Source organism: Pseudomonas entomophila, assembly GCF_029193575.1.
In the GTDB taxonomy this organism is placed as follows: Bacteria; Pseudomonadota; Gammaproteobacteria; order Pseudomonadales; family Pseudomonadaceae; genus Aquipseudomonas; species Aquipseudomonas entomophila_G.
This window is the reverse complement of record NZ_JARGCS010000012.1, coordinates 66,166-85,474: the sequence shown is the minus strand read 5'-3', so window position 1 is coordinate 85,474 and position 19,309 is coordinate 66,166. Positions and strand designations below refer to the sequence as shown.

The window sequence follows — 19,309 nt, the reverse complement described above, 5'->3', positions numbered from 1 at the left end:
TTGTGATGAAGCAGAAGCCCCATACCCTCCCCTTGCTGTTGAGCACCCTCCCGTTCAGCGCGCTGGCCGCCGAATCCGGTTTCATCGAGGACTCCACCGCCACGCTGCAACTGCGCAACTACTTCTTCAGCCGCGACTTCTCAGACATCGTCGGCAGCAACCAGCAGTCCCGGGCCCAGGAGTGGGCCCAGGGCTTCATCCTCAACGTCAAGTCCGGCTATACCCAGGGGCCGATCGGTTTCGGCGTCGACGCCATCGGCGTGCTCGGGATCAAGCTCGACAGCAGCCCGGCCCACACCAACACCGGCCTGTTACCCGTCAAGGAAGACGGCCGCGCCGCCGACGACTACAGCCGCCTGGGCGTGGCCGGGAAGGTGCGGGTGTCGAAGACCGAGCTCAAGTTCGGCGAACTGCAACCCAACGTTCCGGTGCTGATGTTCAGCGACAATCGCCTGCTGCCGCCGAGTTACCAGGGCGCCAGCTTCACCTCGAACGAAATCGCCGGCTTGACCGTGCAGGGCGGCCACCTCACCTCCACTCACCTGCGCAACGAGGCCGGCGACGACAAGCTGCAGGCCATGATCGGCTACCAGCCGCAGCGCCAGGTGTCGGCCGACGCCTTCAACTACGCCGGCGCCGACTACAACTTCAACGCCAAGCGCACCACCGTCAGCGCCTGGTACGGCCAGCTGGAGGACATCTACGCGCAGCGCCACCTGGGCCTGAAGCATTCGCAGCCGGTCGGCAGCTGGGTGCTGGGGGCGAACATCGGTTTCTACGACACCGCCGAGGACGGTCGCAAGCTGCTCGGCAACATCGACAACCGCGCCTTCTACTCGCTGCTGTCGGCCAACCGTGGCGGGCACACCTTCTACGTCGGTTACCAGGGCATGTATGGCGACCAGGGCTTCCCCAAGGTGTTCGCCAACATCACCCCCCTGGGCAACGAGGTGCCAACCTACGAGTTCGCCTCCGCCGACGAACGCTCCTGGCAGGTGCGCCACGACTACAACTTCGCCGCACTGGGCATCCCCGGCCTGACCACCACGGTGCGCTACCTGCGCGGCAACAACGTCGACACCGGACGGGGGTTCGAGGGTGAGGACTGGGAGCGCGACCTGGACATCGCCTACGTGATTCAGAGTGGTGTGCTGAAGAACCTGGGGGTGCGTGTGCGCAACGTGGCTGCACGCTCCAATTACCGCAGCGACATTGACGAGAACCGCCTGATCCTCAGCTACACCTGGGCGCTGTTCTAAGCGCCAGCGGGTCTTTGCTCCGCCAGTGCCGGCCCCGCGATGAGGCCGGCACTGAACGGCCCGCAGGCTCTGTTGGGAACGATCTACCTTGGCTCATTCGAAAAGGACACCTCCATGACTCAAAAACAGCTCGCCGCCTTCCTGCTCGGCCTCGGCCTGCTCTTGTGCCTGTGCGGCTTCGCCCTGGCCAGCACCGCGCTGACCGGTCTGTCCCTGGCCACCAGCCTGGCGGCGGGGGTGCTCTACCACCGCCAGCCAGCAGAGACGATCGAAGTTCACCTGCCCGCCCCCACCGCGCAACCCGTCCCCATGCCCCCCCCGGCGGCGCCCGTCGTTGCCCCGGCCCCGCTCACCCTCGAGGTTCCGCTGCCATCACTGCTCGCCAGCCTGGCCGACCTCAGCCAGGCCATCGCCCACAGCGAACAGGACATGCAACAGGCCAACACATTGGCCCAGCAAGCCGGGGAAAGCCTCGCCCTGTCGAGCCAGAGCATCGCGACCTCGCAAGCCTCGATCAACGAGCTGGCCAGCTACATGGACAACCTCACCGAGGTGTTCAACGACCTGAGCGACCAGTCCAAGCGCATCGGCTCGATCGTCGGCAGCATCCAGGAAATCGCCAAGCAGACCAACCTGCTGGCACTCAATGCCGCCATCGAGGCGGCGCGGGCGGGGGAGCAAGGGCGCGGGTTCGCCGTGGTGGCCGACGAGGTGCGCCAGCTGGCGCGCCGCGCCAACGAGGCCAGCGAACAGATCCACCAGATCGTCGGCAGCTTGCAGAAAGCCTCGGAGCACGCCCGCACCGGGCTGCAGCAGGTCGATGGCTCGACCCGTTCGGGACTGGCCAAGGCCAGCGTGGCGCTACAGGCGCTCGACGAGGTGAAAGCGATCGGCAAGGCGCGTTTCGAGATCGTCCAGCGCATCATGGAGCGTCTGGGCGAGAAGCACCGGCTGGCCGAGCGCCTGCGCGCCTTGCTCGGTTGAGGCGGCTACAGGCCCATCAGTTCGACGAGGGCGCGGTACAACGGCGCGCCGGGTTGCCCCAGCTCCAGCACCACGTCGAAATGGTTCTTGCCCGGCGTCTCGACGAAGCGCCCCGGCAGGCCCTGGGCGGCCCAGGTCGCCAGGTAATGCTGTGACTGGCGGGCGAACTCCGCGGTTTCCAGCATGCCGTGGCTGATCACCAGTTCCACGCCAGGTTGCAAGGGCTGGAGCGCCGGGCTGTTGCGCTGCGCCGCCGCTTCATCCAGTTGCATCCAGCCGTTGATGTGGGTCTGCAACAATGGCCGCAGGTCGAACAACCCACTGATCGGCAAGGCGCCCCGCAGCAGGTTTTCCGGCACGCCATAAGCGCCGTGCCAACCCGCCGCCATCAGCATGCCGACCAAGTGCCCGCCCGCCGAGCTGCCACTGGCGAACAACCGCTGCGGGTCGCCGCCGAAGGCCTGGATATGCCGGTATACCCAGGCCAGGGCGCGGCGGGTCTGGTCGACGATCACATCCAGCGTGACCGCCGGCACCAGGTCGTAGTCGACCACCACCACGCAGGCCCCCGCCTCGGTCAAGGCCGGGGCCATGAACGCCGAGTCGGCCTTCGACAACGCACGCCAATAGCCGCCGTGGATGAACACCAGCACCGGCGCGTCGAGCCGGCTCGCCGGGAAGATATCCAGCCGCTCGCCGGCCCCCGGGCCGTAGGCGACATCCTTGAAGACCGGCAGGCGGGCATGCGCCGCATCGCTCAGGGCGCGGTACTGGCGGGGGTACTGGTCGAAGTCCGCCACACTGGCGCGGGCGTTGTACTGGGTGTCGTAATAAGCGGACAGCGTGTGCGAATCGATCATAGGCCTCCCCCACCGGTTGTTCAGGATAGGCCACCCCACAAGCGCGGCCTTGCACCGTGAAAGGGCCACGCAGCAGCGGCCCCCCGGCATTAAGGCGCATGTCAGACGCTGCGCAAATCCTGAAAATTGGCAATCGATGTCCGGATATTCCGCATGCCGCAGATCATCCCCGCTCAGCGAAACGCATAGGACACCCCGACATAGGCACCGAAGCCATCCCCCGGTACGGAGCGGGCCACATCCCGGCCGGCATCGTTGTACCCCGGGGTGACGATATTGGCGTAGCGCTCGTTGGTCAGGTTGCGCAGGTCCAGCCAGGTCTGCCAGTCCTGCTTGGGTGAGGCGTAGCCCACACGGGCACCGAGCAAGGTGTACGAGGCGGCGTAGAACGAGTTGGCATAGTCCACCGGCAGGCGCGACGAATACTCGGTGTTCAGGCCCGCGTAGAACCCGTTCGGCAGGCTGTAGCGAAACTCGGCCTGGTAATAGTGCTTGGGCACGCCGGGCAACGGGTTGTCACCAAAGCGGTCGTCGTCGCGGTAGTGGAAATCGCTGTACGTATAGGACTGCAGCAGGTTGATCCGACCGTTGCCGCCGCCCTCCCAGAGCGTGCTGTCCAGGCTCAGTTCCACCCCTTGGTGGACGGTGGGGCTGGCGTTGGACTCGGCAACGATCTGCGACGTGGTCTGTGTGGCGGCCTGGGTTTCCACGCTCAACAGTTCGTGGCGCACTTCGGAACGGTACAGGGCCAGGTCCCAGCGGCCAAACCAGTCGTTGCCACGCCCGCCCACTTCCAGGGTGGTCGCGGTCTGGTTCTTCAGGTGCACGCCTTCACGTTGCAGCCCGGTCGCCGCACCGCTGCCGGCCGGGAAGTACTTGTTCGACCCCCAGATCAACGACCAGGCATGTGGCGGCTCCACCGAGCGACTGAGGTTGCCGTACACCAGCAAGTCAGGGTTGAACTCATAGCGCAGGCCCAGGCGGGGCGCGTAGTCCCAGTCGTGCTGGCTGACCGAGCCACCGCCTTCGGGGTAGGTGACATCGCTCTGGCGACGGGTATAGATGGCGGCAAGGCCGGTGGTCAGCCACAGGTTGGGCTGCAACTCCAGCTCGTTGCCGATGTGCAGCACGCTGTCCGAGCCCAGGTAGGTATAGCCCCGGGTCTTGGTGCCGACCGCATAAGCCGCGGTGTTGCCGGTGGGCACCCGGACATATTCGGACGTGCCGTTGTTGGGCATCGCCTTGGTACTGCGCAGGCCGAGGGTGGTCTTGCTGTCGTGACCGAACAGCGAATCCTGGCGAATGTAGTTGAGCACCCCGCTGACATCGGTGTACGCCACCTTGATACGGTTGGCGCCTTCGCGCAGGTCCATCGGGTAGTCGTGATAGACCAACCCGGCTTCCACCCGCTCGTTATCGCTCAGGTGCAAGGTGGTCTTGTTGGCGATCCACGTGGTGCCGGGCTGGATACGCTTGGAGTTGCGAGCCAGGTAGAGCGGGTTCGCCGAGCGCGGGTCATGCTTGAGCTGGTCCCGGGTGAGGTTGCCCGGCATGCTGTTGTTGGTTTCCCGGTAGCGCAGGTAGAACCGAGTCTCCAGGTTCGGGTTGAAGCGGTAACCGAAATTGGCCGCCACGCCCTTGCCACTGCCACCGCTGTGGTCACGGTAGCCGTCGTACTCGGAGTCGGCGAGGCTGATGTAGTAGTCGGCATCGCCCAGCACCTGCCCAGAGCTGATTTCACGCTTGGCATAGCCATTGGAGCCGGCCTCGTAGTGCACCTGCAGCTTCGGCGCATCGTGGCCGGTATGGGTCACGTAGTTCACCGCACCGCCCAGGGCCAGCGCGCCCTGGTCGAAACCATTGGCACCGCGCAACACCTCCACACGGCTCAGCCAGAGCGGTTCCTTGAGTTCGAACGGTGTCCCGCCAGGGCCGGTCAGGGGCAAGCCATCCAGCGTTTCGAACAGGCCCGAGGCGTGGGCGCCGGGGCCACGGTTCAGGCCAGAGCCACGGATCGACAGCTTGATGCCATCGTTGTTGGTGGCCTTGGCGTAGATCCCAGGCTGGTACTTGAACACGTCCTCGTTGGTACTGGCACGGCCTTGCCGCACGCTCTGCAGATCGACGTAGTTGGTGCCGCCCGGGGTGCTCCTGAGTTGCTCCCGAGCGACATCGGCCTCGTCCAGGGTACTGCCGACAACCTCGACCCGGCCAAGGGCGATGGGCGACGGCGTGTCATCGGCCTGGGCCCACGGGCTCAGGACCAACGCGGCGCCATAGCCCAGCCAGGGCAAGGCGCGACGGGCGAAGGGTGGCTGTTGCGAATGCATGGAACAGGCTCCTTGAAAGGCGAAAGATGGAAGGTTGGCGTTCTGGCCTCCCTGGCCTTCATGGGATTAAGGGCGGTGGCTCACCGGGTGATCGCCCGGCAGCCGGTCACCGTTGCCGAACAGCTTCTGACGCAAGGTGCCAGGGCGGTAATGCTGCTTGAGCAGTCCGCGTTTTCTCAGCTCGGGAGCCAGGCCGTCAGTGAAGTCCTCGAAGCTGCCAGGCGAGATCACGTAGGTGACGTTGATGCCGTCGACACCGGCGTCCTTCCACTTCTGCAGCTCATCGGCGAGCCGTTCGGGGCAGCCGACGATCTGCCGGTTGCGGCGCCAAAGCAGCACCTGCCCCAACGTCCACTTCTGGTCGGGCGCCGACTGGCGCAGGCTGTTGAGCCAGCCTTGCTGGGTATTGGTACGGATACGCTCCAGCGGGGTATCGAGGTCGACCGCCGAAATATCCTGGCCTGCCGCACTGCTCAACTGTGCGGCGAAGGCCTCTTCGTTGAGGAACTCGCGGTAGCTGGCATCCTTGGCCCGCGCCTCTTCGTCACTGCCACCGACGACGAACGTCAGGCCCTGGAAGAACAGGATGTTCGAGGGGTCACGGCCCGACGCCAGGGCCCGACGGCGCACATCGGCAATGATCTGCTGGGCCCCCAGCGGCGTCGTCGAGTCAAGGAAGATCGCCTCGGCGTTGCGGGCCGCGAACTGCCGGCCGGCTTCCGAAGAGCCGGCCTGGAACAGCACCGGGGTACGCTGCGGCGATGGCTCTGACAGGTGCGGCCCAGGCACCTGGTAGTACTGCCCCTGGTAGTCGATGCGGTGCACCTTGGAGGCGTCGGCGTAGCGGCGGTTGGCCTTGTCGCGTAGCACCGCGCCGTCTTCCCAGCTGTGCTGCCAGAGCCGACCGCACACCTCCAGGTACTCCGCGGCCATGGCGTAACGGGTGTCGTGTTCTGGCAGGTCGCCCCAGCCGAGGTTGCGCGCGGCGCTGGCCAGGTGCGAGGTGACGATGTTCCAACCCACCCGTCCCTCGGTGATGTGATCGAGGGTGGAGATACGCCTGGCGAAATTGAACGGCGGCTCTTGCAGGATCGACTGGGTGAAGACGAACCCCAGGTGCTCGGTGACGGCGCTCATCAGCGGGATGAGCACGCTGGGATCGCCGCCGGGCGTCTGCATGGCCTGGTCGACCGAGGTCTGGTAGCCCCCCCGGTAAAGGTCGTGCACCCCGACCACGTCGGCCAGGAAGATGCTGTCGAAGCCGCCACGCTCCAGGGTCTTGGCCAGGTCGGTCCAGAAGCGTGGGCGGGTGTAGTCGAAACGCTTGGAATCCGGGTGCGCCCAGACGCCGTGATAGGCCAGTGAAACGCAGTTTTGCTCGAAGGCGTTGAAGAACAGCTCGTTGGGGCCGCGGCCGCAGGACAGGTCGCTCATGGGTGTGTTCCTTGAACAGGGGGTTGCCAGGCTGGCAACGCAAGATCGAGGTGTTCACGCAAGGTGCTGCCCGCGTAGTGGCTACGCAGCACCTGGCGTTGTTGCAGTTGGGGGATGACATGCTCCAGCAGCCCATCGAGCGAACCGAGCAGGTCGGCAGGCAGCACGACATAGCCGTCGGTGGCACCGGCCTCGAAGCGTGCCTGCAACTGCTCGGCGATCTGCGCGTGGCTGCCGACGGGCGTCCAGTGCCCACGAGAGCTGACCAGCCGCTGCAACACATCGCCCAAGGGGCGTTGCCGAGCGATCAGTTCGAGCAGTTCATTGGCGGCGGTACTGGGCTCGGCCTGTCGGGCCTGCGCTTGCAACGCTGGCGGCAGCGGCTGATCCAGCGGCAGGCCGCTGCAGTCGATGTGGTTGAGCAGGCCAGACAAGCGTCGCAACGCCTGCCCCTGGTCGGTGAGCTGGGCCAAGCGGCGTTGTTGCTCGATCGCCGCCTCTTCGGTCGCCGCAGTGATGGGCGTGACGCCTTGCAGCACCCGCAGTTGCTCCGGGTCCCGGCCATGGGCACGGGCACGTTGCTTGAGGTCGCGATAGAAGGACGCGGCATGCTCGGCATCACCTTGCATGGTGAACACCACATCGGCATACCGCGCGGCCAGCTCACGGCCTTCCTCCGAGGCACCGGCCTGCACGACCACCGGCCTCCCCTGCAGGGAACGTGGGCTGGGCAGCGCGCCGCGCAGGCGGACGTGCTCACCCTGGTAATCGACTTCGTGGATCCGCTGCGGGTCGCCGTAGCGCCCTGCTGCCCGGTCGAGCAGCACCGCTCCTGGCTCCCAGCCATCCCACAACGCCCGCGCCGCGTCCAACGACTCGGCTGCGCGCTGGTAGCGGGCCGAATGCGCAGGCAATTCATCGAGCCCATACAGGTGCTGCCCGCCCCTGGAGGTCACGATGTTCACGCCCGCCCTGCCCCTGCTCAGATGGTCCAGCGAGAGCACCTGCCGCGCCAGGGTGTAGGCCGGTGTGTAGGTCGTCGAAAGCGTCGCGATCAGGCCGACCCGTGAGGTCACCGCCGCCAGTGCGGCCAGCAGCGTCAGGGGTTCGAATTGGTTGGTCGGCCAACTGGCATGCGACTGTGGGTCAAACCCGGCGACATCGGCGACGAACAGGCTGTCGACGACCGCCCGCTCGGCGCGCTCGGCCAAGCGCTGGAAAAACCCCAGGTCGCACAAGTGCTCCGCGCCGCTGCCTGGCTGGCGCCAGGCAGCCTGGTGAAAGCCGGCGTCGCCGATCACCAGCGCCAGGTGCATGTGCCGACGACGGCTCATGCGGCAGGCCCGCGCTCGAAATCGATGCTGCCGGCAAGGGGAGCGCTGGCCGCCACCTGCTCGGTGAGCAGCGCCAGCTTGGCGCTGATGACCCGCGCGGCATCGGAGCCCAGGATCAACCGCGACGCCAGGCCGTTGTCGGGCAGGCCGGCGACGACCTGGTCGATGATCCGCCGCGCCGCGAGGCGCGGGTCGCCTGGCTGCTGCCCTCGGTTGCCGGCAAGGCTACGCCGGGCCGTGCCAGCGCTCGCCTCGTAGTCGTCGATGCGCGCCTGGCTGGTCAGCAGCGACTGGTCTTCGAGAAACTCGGTCCGCAGGATGCCCGGCTCGACGATCAGCACCTTCACGCCCAGCGCGGCGGTCTCCTTGGCCAACGCCTCGCTCAGCCCTTCCAGGGCGAACTTGCTCGCCGAATACAGCCCCCAGGACGCCGCGCCGGACTGTCCAGCCAACGAACTGATGTTCACCACGTTGCCGGCGCGGCGGGCGCGAAAGCCAGGCAACACCGCGCGAAGCACATTCAATGGGCCATGCAGGTTCAACTCGAACACCTCGCGCGCCTCGGCATCGCTGGCCTCTTCGATGGCCCCCAGCAAGCCTCTGCCGGCGTTGTTCAATACCGTGTCGATGTGCCCGAAGCGCTCAAGGGTGGCGCTCACCGCAGCGGCGACTTGCGCCGGCACGGTCAGGTCGGCCACCAACTCGAGCAAAGCCGGGTGATTGTTCCCACCACTGGCCGAGCCCCGCGAAATCGCCGCGACCTGGTGCCCGTCGGCAAGCAGCTCCCGCACCAGATGCTGCCCCAACCCTCTGCTGGTTCCCGTGACAAGCCAGACTGCCATGCAAAATTCCCCCAACCCCATTGAAGAGGCGTTATCGATGATCGTGAGTGAAAGGTTCTAGAGAATGCCGTTGTTAGGCGGCAGTGCACCGTTGAGCAGGTAGTTGCCCAGGTGATGGATCTTCCAACGCGCCGGGTCGTGCAACGAATGGGTTCGGGTGTTGCGCCAGTGGCGGTCCAGCCCCAGCGGCCGGGCGGTACCGCCTGCGCCCATCCATTCGAACACGGCGCTGCTGAGGGTGACCGCCTGCTCAGCGGCGAACGCCTTGGCGGCCGCCACCGCCAGCGAAATCTGCGCCGCCGCGTCGGCAGCCTGCGCAGGGTCGGTGCCTGGGTCGCGCAGCAGCGGGTCGAGCCGGTCGTAGGTACGCGCGGCCTCTTCAAGCAAGGCCGCCGCGGCACGCTGTCCGATCGAGAAGCGCCCGAACGCCTGAAGCACCACCGGGTCTTCGCTGTTGCTGGCGAACGGTGACTCGCTCGAAGGCCGGGAACGGTGGCGGACGTAGTCGACGGCGTCCTGCAAGGCAGCGTCGAGGATGCCCAGGTCCAGCCCGATATGGTGCAACTGGCCGAAGGCGCCATGGCTCTGCGGGCGCTCGAACAGGCGCCAGCGTTCGACCACCCGCCAGCGTGGCACCTCCACCCGCTCGAAGGTGCTGGTGCCACTGCTGGTGCCACGCTGGCCGAAGCCGTTCCAGTCCTGCTCGACCCTGACCCCCGCTGCCTGGCGCTGCACATAGGCCACGCCGATGCGCGCCTGGGGGTCCTTGGCCATCACGGCGATCCAGCGCGCATGGACGGCGCCGGTGCTGTAGTACTTACGTCCGGTGAGCAGGTAGTCACCTCCCGGTGAAACCTCCTCCAGGTGCGTCTGGAAATGCTCGTAGCCGCGCTTCACACCGATTTCCGTGGTGCCGTTGCCGAACCACGCGCCTTGCAACGCCTCCGCGAAGAAGAACGCCTGTTGTCGTTCGGTGCCGACCCGCCCCAGGGCGTCGAGGGCGGCAAAATGCGGCTGGAAGATCTGCGCCACGCTCGGGTCCGCCGCCGCGATCCGGCGATAGACCTGGGCAATGCTCACGGCGCTGGCTTGCACGCCGCCGAACTGGCGTGGCACGTTCAGCGCCAGCAACCCGCTGGCAGCAATCGTTTCGATGGCATGCGTCGGCAATTCGCCCGTCGCGTCGCGCGCGACGGCACCTTCGGCAATCAACGGCACCAACCGATCGAGAATGCCCGTTACTTCGCGCTCATCACGAATGATGTGGACTGCGCTCATCCTGCCAGCCCCCTGACACGGTTGACGGTCGGCTCGGCGACGCCCAGCGCTGGGTCGGCCTCCAGGCCCCTGGCCGCAATGGCATCACCGATGGCCTCGCTTTCGCGGATCAGCCGCACCAGCACCGGCAGGATGATGCGCAGGCCTGGGCGGCCAAAGCCACGGGCCTTGCAGGCGTCACGGGCGATGTCGATGGCGCGGGTGACGGTGGGGATCAGGCGGATGGTCAGCGCGAGGACCAGGCTCACCTTCCAGGTGTCCAGCCCGAAGCGGGCCAAGGGCCGCAACAGGCGCTCGAACAGCGTGAGCATGCTCGACACCCGTGTGCTCAACGTCAGCAAACCGGCCAACAGGATCGCGTTGTACATGCTCAACGCTAACCAGGCACCAGTCTGCCAGCGGGTGGTCAGCCACTGCACCAGCACGATCAGCACCAGGAAAGGCGACAGCGCCAACAACCCCGACCACGCCGGGCGCAACCCCAGCCCGGCCAGCAGGTACAACGCCAGCACCCCGGCAAGCCACGCCAATTGCCCAGACAACAGCGGGGTCAGGGACACGCCCGTGGTCAACGCCAACAGGCCGAGAAACTTCCAGCCAGGCGCCAGACGATGCAGCCAGGAGTCGCCAGCCTTGAACAGCCCCATCATGCCGAGAGCTCCTGTGGAATGCGCCGCGCCCGTACCAGGCGCTTGTATCGCTCGACCGCCTCGGCCGGCGCTCCGTCGAAGTGCACACGGCCCTTGTCGATCACCAGCACCCGGTCGAAGTCCTCGATGATCTCCAACTGGTGGGTCAGCAGGATCACCTGCTGCTCCAGCTGACGCAGGGTATCGACGAACAGGTTCACGTTGTGCAGGTCGAGCAGCGTGGTCGGCTCGTCGCAGATCAGGATCCGTGGCTGGGTGGCCAGCACCGAGGCCAACGCGAGCATCTGCTTCTGCCCCCCCGACAGCAGGTGCGCGGAGTGCTCGGCATGCTGCTGCAGGCCAAAGCGTTGCAGCAGCGCGCTCACCTCACGCTGCTGGCGCGGCTTGTCGTAGCCGAAGCGACGCAGGCCCAGGGCAACGTCCTCGGCGACGGTCGGCATGATGATCTGGCTGTCGGCGTCGGAGAAGATGAACCCTACCTGCTGGCGCGCCTCGATGGGCTTGCGCCGAACGTCGACGCCATTCACCAACACCTCGCCCTGCTGCGCCAGCAACAGACCGTTGAACATGCGCGCCAAGGTGGACTTGCCACTGCCGTTGGCACCAATCAGCGCGATGCGCTTTTCCTTCAATTCGAGGTTGATGTCGTACAGGACGGGCCAATCGCCATAGCGATGACTCAGGTTACGGATGGAAATCACCGGCATTACCTCGAGATTCGATTACGGAAACAGGAACACGGTGCGGATTCAGGACTCACCCCGGCGCAGGCCCGCAGGAGGGATCGGGAAGGCACGAAACACGGAGCGGCCGATCAGCGCGGCGATGACCGCCTTGATCAGGTCGCCGGGCAGGAACTCCACGGCCGCCAGCAGCGAGGCGCTCACCCCACTGCCCAGGCGCCAGGCCGCAACGGGCAGGCCCAGGGCATAGATCACCAGGATGCCGCCGAGCAGATTGGCCAGCAGCGCGCGGCCAACCGAATACCCTTTGCCTGCGCGCGGCGCCAGCCAGGCGATCACCGCGACACCGGGCAGCCAGCCGATCAGGAAGCCCGCCGAAGGCCCGAACAGCGGCGCCAACCCGCCCCGCCCGCCAGACAACAACGGCAGCCCCGCCAGGGTCAGCGCGTGGAAGCACAGCACCGCCAGCACCGCCCGGCGCGGCCCCAGCAACGTACCGGCCAGCATCACCCCCAGGGTTTGCGCCGTGATCGCCACCGGGCCCAGCGGCAGGATGCCGAACAACCCGAGCGCGGCGATCAGCGCGGCGAACAGGGCAACCAGCGCCAGGTCCCGAGGCAGCAGCGGACGCCGCACAGCAGTGGAACCTTCAGGAGCAGGAACGACAGAATCAGCCATGGGCACATCCAGCAGTCTTAGTTATTGGTTAATACACTAACGCTTACAGATGCTACTCAGCTGAATATCCAGAGCAAGGATTGTTTTGATCTATGAATATATCACCGTGTATTTTTATTCCCTTTTTCAAATACCTTGCTATAACCCCTTAACGCTCAACATAAACGGGTGAAAAATGGATATGTCGGCGTGAATCGTCAAGGCTCAGGGGATCACTGGAAAGTGTTGTAGAATCTCTATATGTTATTAGTCAAACCAATAACCCAATGCACTTTATAGAAGCCTTAAGTCATTGGTATAACCCATCACAAAATAGAGGCGGCAAAGGAGCACCACGCCCCTCCCGAATAGTGCGAGGCCCTACCGGCAATGGCGGATGAAAGTACAGCCCTGAGCGAGCGAGATCTGCGTTTCAACTTTCGCAGCGGCACGCCTGCGCTTTTCCTGGTGGAAACCTTCGGCGAATGGACCCGTCGGCGTTATGACCGAATCATGAACGCCCAGGTGTGGAACGACTGGCTGCAACAGATCAATTACCCCCCGGTGACCGAGCCGGTCAGTGCCAATGACCTCGAGCAGATGCGTGACCTGCGTCGGGCGATCTACGGCTTGGCGCAGGCCCGGGTCAAAGGCGTGGCCCCCCTGCCCACCGACGTACGGGCCATCAACCAGTACGCCGAGCACCCGGTGCCGGTGGCACAGCTGGCCGCTGACGGGCACACGCGTCAGATGCCCGTGCGCATCACTCAGCCGCAGGTGCTGTCGATGCTGGCGCGCGACGCCATCGAGCTGTTTTCCGGGGAGCACGCCGAGCGCGTGCGCGAATGCGCCAGCCATATTTGCCCGGTCATCTTCGTCGACCGCTCACGTCGCGGGGATCGGCACTGGTGCTCGACCAACTGTGGGGCGCGGCACGCGACGGCGCGCTATCGCCAGCGGCAGCAGGAAGAAGAAGGCAATTGCCCCTAGCCTGCGAGAAAAACAAACGCCCGATGCAAGCATCGGGCGTTTCGGGGTCAGCAGGTCGGCCAGGAAGAAGCCCCCTTGTCAGGCGGCCACCCCCTCAACCGTTGCGGAACAGGAAGCTGTAGGCATTGAGCGCCGGCACCCCGCCCAGGTGCGCATACAGCACCTTGGAGCCTTCCGGGAACTCGCCACGGCGCACCATCTCGATCATCCCGTGCATCGACTTGCCTTCGTACACCGGGTCGGTCAGCACGCCTTCGAGGCGGCCGCACAGGCGGATGGCCTCCAGCGTGCCGTCGTTCGGCAGACCGTATTCCGGGTAGGCGAAGCGGGTGTCGAGGACCACGTCTTCCTCGGTGATCTCCTGGCCCAGGTCGACCAGCTCGGCGGTGTGCCGGGCGATGCGCAGAATCTGCGCGTGGGTCTGCTCGGGCTTGGCCGAGGCGTCGACGCCGATCACCCGGCGCGCGCGGCCATCGGCGGCGAAGCCCACCACCATGCCCGCCTGGGTGCTGCCAGTCACCGAGCAGACCACGATGTAGTCGAACTTGAAGCCCAACTCGGCCTCCTGCTGGCGCACCTCTTCAGCGAAGCCGACGAAGCCCAGCCCGCCATAGGGGTGCTCGGAGCAGCCGGCCGGGATCGGGAACGGCTTGCCCCCTGCAGCGCGCACATCGGCCATGGCCTGTTCCCAGCTCGGGCGGATGCCGATGTCGAAACCGGCGGCGTCCAGGCGCACGTCGGCGCCCATGATCCGCGACATCTCGATGTTGCCGACGCGGTCGTACACGGCGTCGGAATAGTTCACCCAATTCTCCTGCACCAGCACGCATTTCATGCCCAGGTGCGCGGCCACGGCAGCCACCTGGCGGGTCTGGTTGGACTGGATACCGCCGATCGACACCAGGGTGTCGCAGCCTTGCTCGAGCGCCTCGGGAATCAGGTACTCCAGCTTGCGCGTCTTGTTACCGCCGAAGGCCAGGCCGCTGTTGCAGTCCTCACGCTTGGCGTACAGCTCGACCTTGCCGCCCAGGTGCGCGCTCAGGCGCTTGAGCGGGGTGATCGGCGACGGGCCGAAGGTCAACGGGTAACGTTTGTAGCGACTCAGGTTCATGGCGTGTGCTCCTTGTTGTTCGAGGTATCCAAGCACCGTGGCGAAGGCTGAAAGCGGCCCTGATCGGCGGGCTTCGATGACTACCATGCTAAGAAAAAACGCGAAAACAGGGGTTGCAAGTTTCTGGTCATTTGCGAACTATTGATGTCTCCAAGACAAATCTCGCAAACCTTTGTTGTGAAAAAAACACCATGAAAGCAACAAACGAACGCAGCAGAAACACCGGAAAGGCGCCAGAGCCCACCACGCTTGACCGCACCGACCGCGCCATCCTGCGCGCCCTGCAGCAGGACGCGTCGATCTCCAACGTGGCCCTGGCCGACAAGGTGAAGCTCAGCCCACCGGCGTGCCTGCGCCGGGTCGAGCGGCTCAAGCAGGCGGGGCTGATCAAGGGGATCGTCGCGCTGCTCGACAACGAGGCGCTGGAGGCGGGGATGGTGGTGCTGATCGGCGTGGTGCTGGACCGCTCCACACCAGAGTCGTTCGCGGCGTTCGAGGCGGCCGCGCAGAAGGTCTCCGGGTGCATGGAGTGCCATGTGGTGACGGGGGAGTTCGACTACTTCATGTTGCTGCGGACCAAGGACAGCAACAGCTTCAACCGGCTGCACGCCGAGCAGTTGCTGTACCTGCCGGGGGTGCGGCAGATCCGTTCGTTCATGGGGTTGCGGCAGGTGCTGTCGACCACGCGGATTCCGCTATAGAACGCGGCGCGGCCATCGCGGGGCAAGCCCGCTCCAGGTACCCCGCTGTCCATGAGGACGGCGCCATACCTGTAGGAGCGTGCTTGCCCCGCGATGGGGGCGACGCGGTCTACAGCAGCAACCGCCGATAATCCCCCAGCAACCGCACCAGGCACGCATTGAAGCGCCCCGCCTCGGCCCCATCGACCACCCGATGGTCCCAGCTCAGGCTCAACGGCAACATCAGCCGCGGCACCGGCCCGCCCGCCTCCCAGGCCACCACCGTGCGGCTCTTGCCGACCCCGAGAATCGCCACCTCGGGCGCATTGATGATCGGCGTGAAATAGCTCCCGCCAATCCCCCCCAACGACGAAATCGTGAAACACCCACCACTCATCTCGGCACTGCCCAGCTTGCCCTCGCGCGCCTTGGCCGACAGTTCGGCCATCTCCCGAGCGATGGCCAGCACGCCCTTGCGCTCGACGTCACGGATCACCGGCACCACCAGCCCCTGCGCGGTGTCGGCGGCGAAGCCGATATGGCAGTAGCGCTTGAGCACCAGCTCGTCGCCCTCAAGGCTGGCGTTGAAGGTGGGGAACTCGCCCAGCGCCACGCTGCACGCCTTCATCAGCAGCGCCAGCAGGGTCACCTTGGTGCCATCGCCAGCGAACTCGCGGTTGAGCTTCTGGCGGAAGGCCTCCAGTTCAGTGATGTCGGCATCGTCGTGGTTGGTGACATGCGGGATGCTCACCCAGTTGCGGTGCAGGTTGGCGCCACTGAGCTTGCGGATGCGCGACAACGGCTGGCGTTCGACCGGGCCGAAGCGGGCGAAGTCCACCTGTGGCCAGGGCAACAAGCCATCGAAGCCGCTGGCACGGGGCGCCGCCTCCTGGGTCATGCGCCCCTGCACATGGGCGTGCACGTCGGCCTTGGTGATGCGCCCGCGCGGGCCGCTGCCACGGATGCCGCCGAGCGCGACGCCCAGTTCGCGGCCCAGCTTGCGCACCGACGGCGAGGCGAACGGCAGCTCGCCCGAGACCTGCCGGGCCGGCGCGGCCTCGGCGACCGGCACCGGCACCGGCACCGCGACGCTGACCGGCTCGGCCATCACCGGCTCGGCCTTCGGCGCCTCGGGCGGCACGGCAGCGACGCCTTCGAGCGCACCGATCAGGCTGCCCTCGCTGACCTTGTCACCCACCGCCACATGCAACGCGCGAATCACCCCGGCGCCGGGCGCGGGAATCTCCATCGCCGCCTTGTCGGTCTCGACCACGATCAAGCCCTGGCCGTCGCTGACCACATCACCGGCAGCGACCAGCAGCTCGATCACCACGACCTCCTTGAAGTCGCCGATATCGGGCACGCGGATGTCCTGGGAAACACTCATTGGCTTTACTCCATGCGAGCGAGGTCGCCGCGCGGGCGACCGCTCGGTAAGAAACGCAAAGGAAGCGACGGCGGGGGGCCGCCGTCGCGGGGTCAGACGGTCAGCAGCGCCACGGCGCTGGCGCGTCGACGTCGATGCCGTAGCGGGCGATGGCCTCGGCGCACACCGACGCCGCCAGCGCACCCTCGGCCACCAGGCTCGACAGCGCCGCCAACACCACCTGGCGGCGGTCGACCTCGAAGAAGCCGCGCAGTTGCTCGCGGTTGTCGCTGCGGCCGAAACCATCGGTGCCCAGCGCCACGAAGCGGTCGCGCAGGTACGGCGCCACCAGGTGCGGCCAGGCGCTGACGTAGTCGGTGGCGGCAATCACCGGCGCGCCCTGGGGCAGGCAGCGCGACAGGTGGCTGACCTGCGGCTGCTCCAGCGGGTGCAGGCGGTTCCAGCGCTCGACCTCGCGGGCATCGCGGGCCAGTTCGCTGAAACTGGTGGCGCTCCACACTTCGCAGGCCACGCCCCAGTCCTGCGCCAGCAACTGCGCGGCGGCCTGCACCTCGCGCAGGATGGTGCCCGAGCCGAGCAGCCGAACCTGCGCCTTGGCGCCTTCCAGCGCGTGGTTTTCCAGGCGGTACAGGCCACGGATGATGTCGTCCTCGACCCCCTGCGGCAGGCTCGGCTGCGGGTAGTTCTCGTTCATCAGGGTGACGTAGTAGAACTCGTCCTGCTGCTGTTCGAGCATGCGCCGCATGCCGTGGTCGAGGATCACCGCGAACTCGCCGGCGAAGGCCGGGTCGTAGGCCCGGCAGTTGGGCACGGTGGCGGCCAGCAGCAGGCTGTGGCCATCCTGGTGCTGCAAGCCTTCACCGCCAAGCGTGGTGCGCCCCGCGGTGGCGCCAAGCAGGAAGCCCCGCGCGCGCTGGTCGGCCGCGGCCCAGATCAGGTCGCCGATGCGCTGGAAGCCGAACATCGAGTAGTAGATGTAGAACGGCAGCATCGGCAGGCCGTGGGCCGAATAGCTGGTCGCCGCCGCCACCCACGAGCTGATGGCGCCGGCCTCGCTGATGCCCTCTTCGAGGATCTGCCCGTCCAGCGCTTCGCGGTAGCAAAGTATCGAGCCGATGTCCTCGGGCTCGTACTGCTGGCCAACGCTGGAGTAGATGCCGATCTGCTTGAACAGGTTGGCCATGCCGAAGGTGCGCGCCTCGTCGGCGACGATCGGCACCACGCGCGGGCCGAGCTGCTTGTCCTTGAGCAGCCCGCCGAGCAGGCGCACGAAGGCCATGGTGGTGGACATCTCCTTGCCCTCGGCCTGGGTGGCGAAGGCGCCGTAGCCGGCCAGCGCCGGCACCGCCAGCGGCTCGGCCTGGCGCGGACGCGCCGGCAGGTAGCCGCCGAGCGCCTGGCGCCGGGCGTGCAGGTAGCGCATCTCGTGGCTGTCGTCGGCGGGCTTGTAGAACTCCAGGGCCTCGACCTGGGCGTCGCTCAGCGGCAGGTTGAAGCGGTTGCGGAAGGCGATCAGCGCGTCGCGGTCGAGCTTCTTCTGCTGATGGGTGGTCATCTTGCCCTGGCCGGCCTCGCCCATGCCGTAGCCCTTCTTGGTCTGCGCCAGGATCACCGTCGGCCGGCCGTCGCTGTGCTGGGCGGCGGCATACGCGGCGTGGATCTTCACCATGTCGTGGCCGCCGCGCTTGAGGCGGTCGATCTGCTCGTCGGTCAAGCCCTGGGCCAGGCGCGCCAGCGCCTCGCTCTGGCCGAAGAAGTGCTCGCGGTTGTAGCGCCCGTCCTTGGCGGCGAAGGTCTGCAACTGGCCATCGACGGTGCTGGACAACGCCCGCACCAGCTCGCCGGACGCATCGCGGGCGAACAGCCCGTCCCAGTCCGAGCCCCAGGCCAGCTTGATCACCCGCCAGCCGGCGCCGGCGAACAGGGTTTCCAGCTCGTCGATGATGCGCCCGTTGCCACGCACCGGGCCGTCCAGGCGTTGCAGGTTGCAGTTGACCACCCACACCAGGTTGTCCAGGCGCTCGCGGGCGGCCAGGGTCAGGGCCGACATGCTTTCCGGCTCGTCCATCTCGCCGTCGCCGAACACGCCCCACACCCGTCGCCCGTCGGTCTGTTGCAGGCCACGGTGTTGCAGGTAGCGCATGAAGCGCGCCTGGTAGATCGAGCTGATCGGGCCGATGCCCATGGAGCCGGTGGGGAACTGCCAGAAGTCCGGCATCAGCCAGGGGTGTGGATAACTCGACAGACCCTGCACCCCCGCGCGCTGGGCACTGATCTCCTGGCGGTAGTAGTGCAGGTTGTGCTGTTCCAGGCGCCCTTCGAGGAAAGCCCGGGCATACACGCCTGGCGCCGAGTGCGGCTGGAAGAACACCAGGTCCGAGCCACCCGCCTGGTCGCTGGCCCGGAAGAAGTGGTTGAAGCCCACCTCGAACAGGTCGGCAGCGCTCGCGTAGCTGGCGATGTGGCCGCCCAGCTCGCCATAGGCCTGGTTGGCGCGCACCACCATGGCCAGCGCGTTCCAGCGCATGATCGAGGCCAACCGCTCCTCGATGGCCAGGTCGCCGGGGAACACCGGCTGCTGGTCGACGCTGATGCTGTTGATGTACGGCGTGCCGTGGGGCGGTTGCCAGTCGATCGGCGCGCGACGGGCCAGCGCCGCCAGCAGGTCGAGCACCTGCCTGGCCCGCTCGGGGCCATCGTGCTCAAGCAGCGACAGCAGCGCGTCACGCCACTCTTCGAGTTCAAGGGAATCGATGTCGTCCGCCTGGGGCGAACCGGTCAACGGAACAGCGGCTTGTTGCTTGCTCATGACAGCTACTCGACCTCGGTG

Annotated in this window: 15 protein-coding genes and 1 pseudogene; 4 read left to right on the top strand and 12 right to left on the bottom strand. The window is 66.5% G+C overall.

Annotation, left to right across the window (positions count from 1 at the left end; translation table 11 throughout):
- Positions 1–5 precede the first annotated feature (5 nt).
- Together P0Y43_RS05175 and P0Y43_RS27015 are read left to right on the top strand one after the other, a co-directional pair.
- Positions 6–1,259: an OprD family porin gene (locus P0Y43_RS05175; RefSeq protein WP_275636234.1), complete on the top strand. Its 1,254-nt coding sequence runs from the start codon at positions 6–8 to the stop codon at positions 1,257–1,259.
- 591 nt (positions 1,260–1,850) lie between these two features.
- Positions 1,851–2,243 (top strand): annotated as a pseudogene (locus tag P0Y43_RS27015) (methyl-accepting chemotaxis protein); the annotation flags it as partial.
- Between the two features lie 5 nt (positions 2,244–2,248).
- Here the strand turns inward: P0Y43_RS27015 and P0Y43_RS05165 are convergent.
- From P0Y43_RS05165 to P0Y43_RS05125, 9 genes are all read right to left on the bottom strand, one after another.
- Entirely contained in the window at positions 2,249–3,103 is an 855-nt protein-coding gene (locus P0Y43_RS05165; protein ID WP_275636232.1) for an alpha/beta hydrolase, read from the bottom strand.
- 173 nt (positions 3,104–3,276) lie between these two features.
- On the bottom strand, positions 3,277–5,433 hold the full coding sequence (locus P0Y43_RS05160; protein WP_275636231.1) for a TonB-dependent receptor family protein: 2,157 nt from the start codon (positions 5,431–5,433) through the stop codon (positions 3,277–3,279).
- A gap of 66 nt (positions 5,434–5,499) precedes the next feature.
- Complete coding sequence (locus P0Y43_RS05155) at positions 5,500–6,867, bottom strand: LLM class flavin-dependent oxidoreductase (RefSeq protein WP_275636230.1); 1,368 nt, start codon at positions 6,865–6,867, stop codon at positions 5,500–5,502.
- Positions 6,864–8,201: an NtaA/DmoA family FMN-dependent monooxygenase gene (locus tag P0Y43_RS05150; RefSeq protein ID WP_275636229.1), complete on the bottom strand. Its 1,338-nt coding sequence runs from the start codon at positions 8,199–8,201 to the stop codon at positions 6,864–6,866. The genes P0Y43_RS05155 and P0Y43_RS05150 overlap by 4 nt, the downstream gene beginning before the upstream one ends.
- Positions 8,198–9,043: an SDR family NAD(P)-dependent oxidoreductase gene (locus tag P0Y43_RS05145; protein WP_275636228.1), complete on the bottom strand. Its 846-nt coding sequence runs from the start codon at positions 9,041–9,043 to the stop codon at positions 8,198–8,200. Before P0Y43_RS05145 ends, P0Y43_RS05150 begins: the two co-directional genes overlap by 4 nt.
- Positions 9,044–9,100: 57 nt before the next feature.
- Positions 9,101–10,321 (bottom strand): acyl-CoA dehydrogenase family protein, encoded by a 1,221-nt coding sequence (locus tag P0Y43_RS05140; RefSeq protein WP_275636227.1) that lies wholly within the window; start codon positions 10,319–10,321, stop codon positions 9,101–9,103.
- A complete protein-coding gene (locus P0Y43_RS05135) occupies positions 10,318–10,971 on the bottom strand; it encodes an energy-coupling factor transporter transmembrane component T family protein (protein ID WP_275636226.1) in 654 nt (217 codons plus the stop codon). Before P0Y43_RS05135 ends, P0Y43_RS05140 begins: the two co-directional genes overlap by 4 nt.
- Entirely contained in the window at positions 10,968–11,672 is a 705-nt protein-coding gene (locus P0Y43_RS05130) for an energy-coupling factor ABC transporter ATP-binding protein (RefSeq protein ID WP_275636225.1), read from the bottom strand. The genes P0Y43_RS05135 and P0Y43_RS05130 overlap by 4 nt, the downstream gene beginning before the upstream one ends.
- Positions 11,673–11,720: 48 nt before the next feature.
- A complete protein-coding gene (locus P0Y43_RS05125) occupies positions 11,721–12,332 on the bottom strand; it encodes a biotin transporter BioY (protein ID WP_275636224.1) in 612 nt (203 codons plus the stop codon).
- Between the two features lie 369 nt (positions 12,333–12,701).
- On the opposite strand from P0Y43_RS05125, the gene P0Y43_RS05120 reads away from it, so the two are divergent.
- Entirely contained in the window at positions 12,702–13,301 is a 600-nt protein-coding gene (locus P0Y43_RS05120; RefSeq protein WP_275636223.1) for a CGNR zinc finger domain-containing protein, read from the top strand.
- Positions 13,302–13,395: 94 nt separating this feature from the next.
- On the opposite strand, the gene P0Y43_RS05115 is transcribed toward P0Y43_RS05120, so the two are convergent.
- Positions 13,396–14,412: a 1-aminocyclopropane-1-carboxylate deaminase gene (locus P0Y43_RS05115; RefSeq protein ID WP_275636222.1), complete on the bottom strand. Its 1,017-nt coding sequence runs from the start codon at positions 14,410–14,412 to the stop codon at positions 13,396–13,398.
- A gap of 191 nt (positions 14,413–14,603) precedes the next feature.
- On the opposite strand from P0Y43_RS05115, the gene P0Y43_RS05110 reads away from it, so the two are divergent.
- Positions 14,604–15,113 (top strand): Lrp/AsnC family transcriptional regulator, encoded by a 510-nt coding sequence (locus tag P0Y43_RS05110; RefSeq protein WP_275636221.1) that lies wholly within the window; start codon positions 14,604–14,606, stop codon positions 15,111–15,113.
- Between the two features lie 109 nt (positions 15,114–15,222).
- Here the strand turns inward: P0Y43_RS05110 and P0Y43_RS05105 are convergent, their stop codons facing one another.
- Both P0Y43_RS05105 and mdeB read right to left on the bottom strand, forming a co-directional pair.
- The gene (locus P0Y43_RS05105; RefSeq protein ID WP_275636220.1) at positions 15,223–16,479 is read right to left on the bottom strand and encodes a dihydrolipoyllysine-residue acetyltransferase; all 1,257 of its coding nucleotides are present in this window, start codon (positions 16,477–16,479) and stop codon (positions 15,223–15,225) included.
- A 100-nt stretch (positions 16,480–16,579) separates the two neighbouring features.
- A complete protein-coding gene (mdeB, locus tag P0Y43_RS05100) occupies positions 16,580–19,288 on the bottom strand; it encodes an alpha-ketoglutarate dehydrogenase (RefSeq protein WP_275636219.1) in 2,709 nt (902 codons plus the stop codon).
- Positions 19,289–19,309 lie beyond the last annotated feature (21 nt).

Excerpts from the sequence above, each read along its gene's own strand:
- P0Y43_RS05175 (WP_275636234.1), top strand. The coding sequence starts at position 6 with ATGAAGCAGAAGCCCCATACCCTCCCCTTGCTGTTGAGCACCCTCCCG.
- P0Y43_RS05165 (WP_275636232.1), bottom strand. The coding sequence starts at position 3,103 with ATGATCGATTCGCACACGCTGTCCGCTTATTACGACACCCAGTACAAC.
- P0Y43_RS05160 (WP_275636231.1), bottom strand. The coding sequence starts at position 5,433 with ATGCATTCGCAACAGCCACCCTTCGCCCGTCGCGCCTTGCCCTGGCTG.
- P0Y43_RS05155 (WP_275636230.1), bottom strand. The coding sequence starts at position 6,867 with ATGAGCGACCTGTCCTGCGGCCGCGGCCCCAACGAGCTGTTCTTCAAC.
- P0Y43_RS05150 (WP_275636229.1), bottom strand. The coding sequence starts at position 8,201 with ATGAGCCGTCGTCGGCACATGCACCTGGCGCTGGTGATCGGCGACGCC.
- P0Y43_RS05145 (WP_275636228.1), bottom strand. The coding sequence starts at position 9,043 with ATGGCAGTCTGGCTTGTCACGGGAACCAGCAGAGGGTTGGGGCAGCAT.
- P0Y43_RS05140 (WP_275636227.1), bottom strand. The coding sequence starts at position 10,321 with ATGAGCGCAGTCCACATCATTCGTGATGAGCGCGAAGTAACGGGCATT.
- P0Y43_RS05135 (WP_275636226.1), bottom strand. The coding sequence starts at position 10,971 with ATGATGGGGCTGTTCAAGGCTGGCGACTCCTGGCTGCATCGTCTGGCG.
- P0Y43_RS05125 (WP_275636224.1), bottom strand. The coding sequence starts at position 12,332 with ATGGCTGATTCTGTCGTTCCTGCTCCTGAAGGTTCCACTGCTGTGCGG.
- P0Y43_RS05120 (WP_275636223.1), top strand. The coding sequence starts at position 12,702 with ATGGCGGATGAAAGTACAGCCCTGAGCGAGCGAGATCTGCGTTTCAAC.
- P0Y43_RS05115 (WP_275636222.1), bottom strand. The coding sequence starts at position 14,412 with ATGAACCTGAGTCGCTACAAACGTTACCCGTTGACCTTCGGCCCGTCG.
- P0Y43_RS05110 (WP_275636221.1), top strand. The coding sequence starts at position 14,604 with ATGAAAGCAACAAACGAACGCAGCAGAAACACCGGAAAGGCGCCAGAG.
- P0Y43_RS05105 (WP_275636220.1), bottom strand. The coding sequence starts at position 16,479 with ATGAGTGTTTCCCAGGACATCCGCGTGCCCGATATCGGCGACTTCAAG.
- mdeB (WP_275636219.1), bottom strand. The coding sequence starts at position 19,288 with ATGAGCAAGCAACAAGCCGCTGTTCCGTTGACCGGTTCGCCCCAGGCG.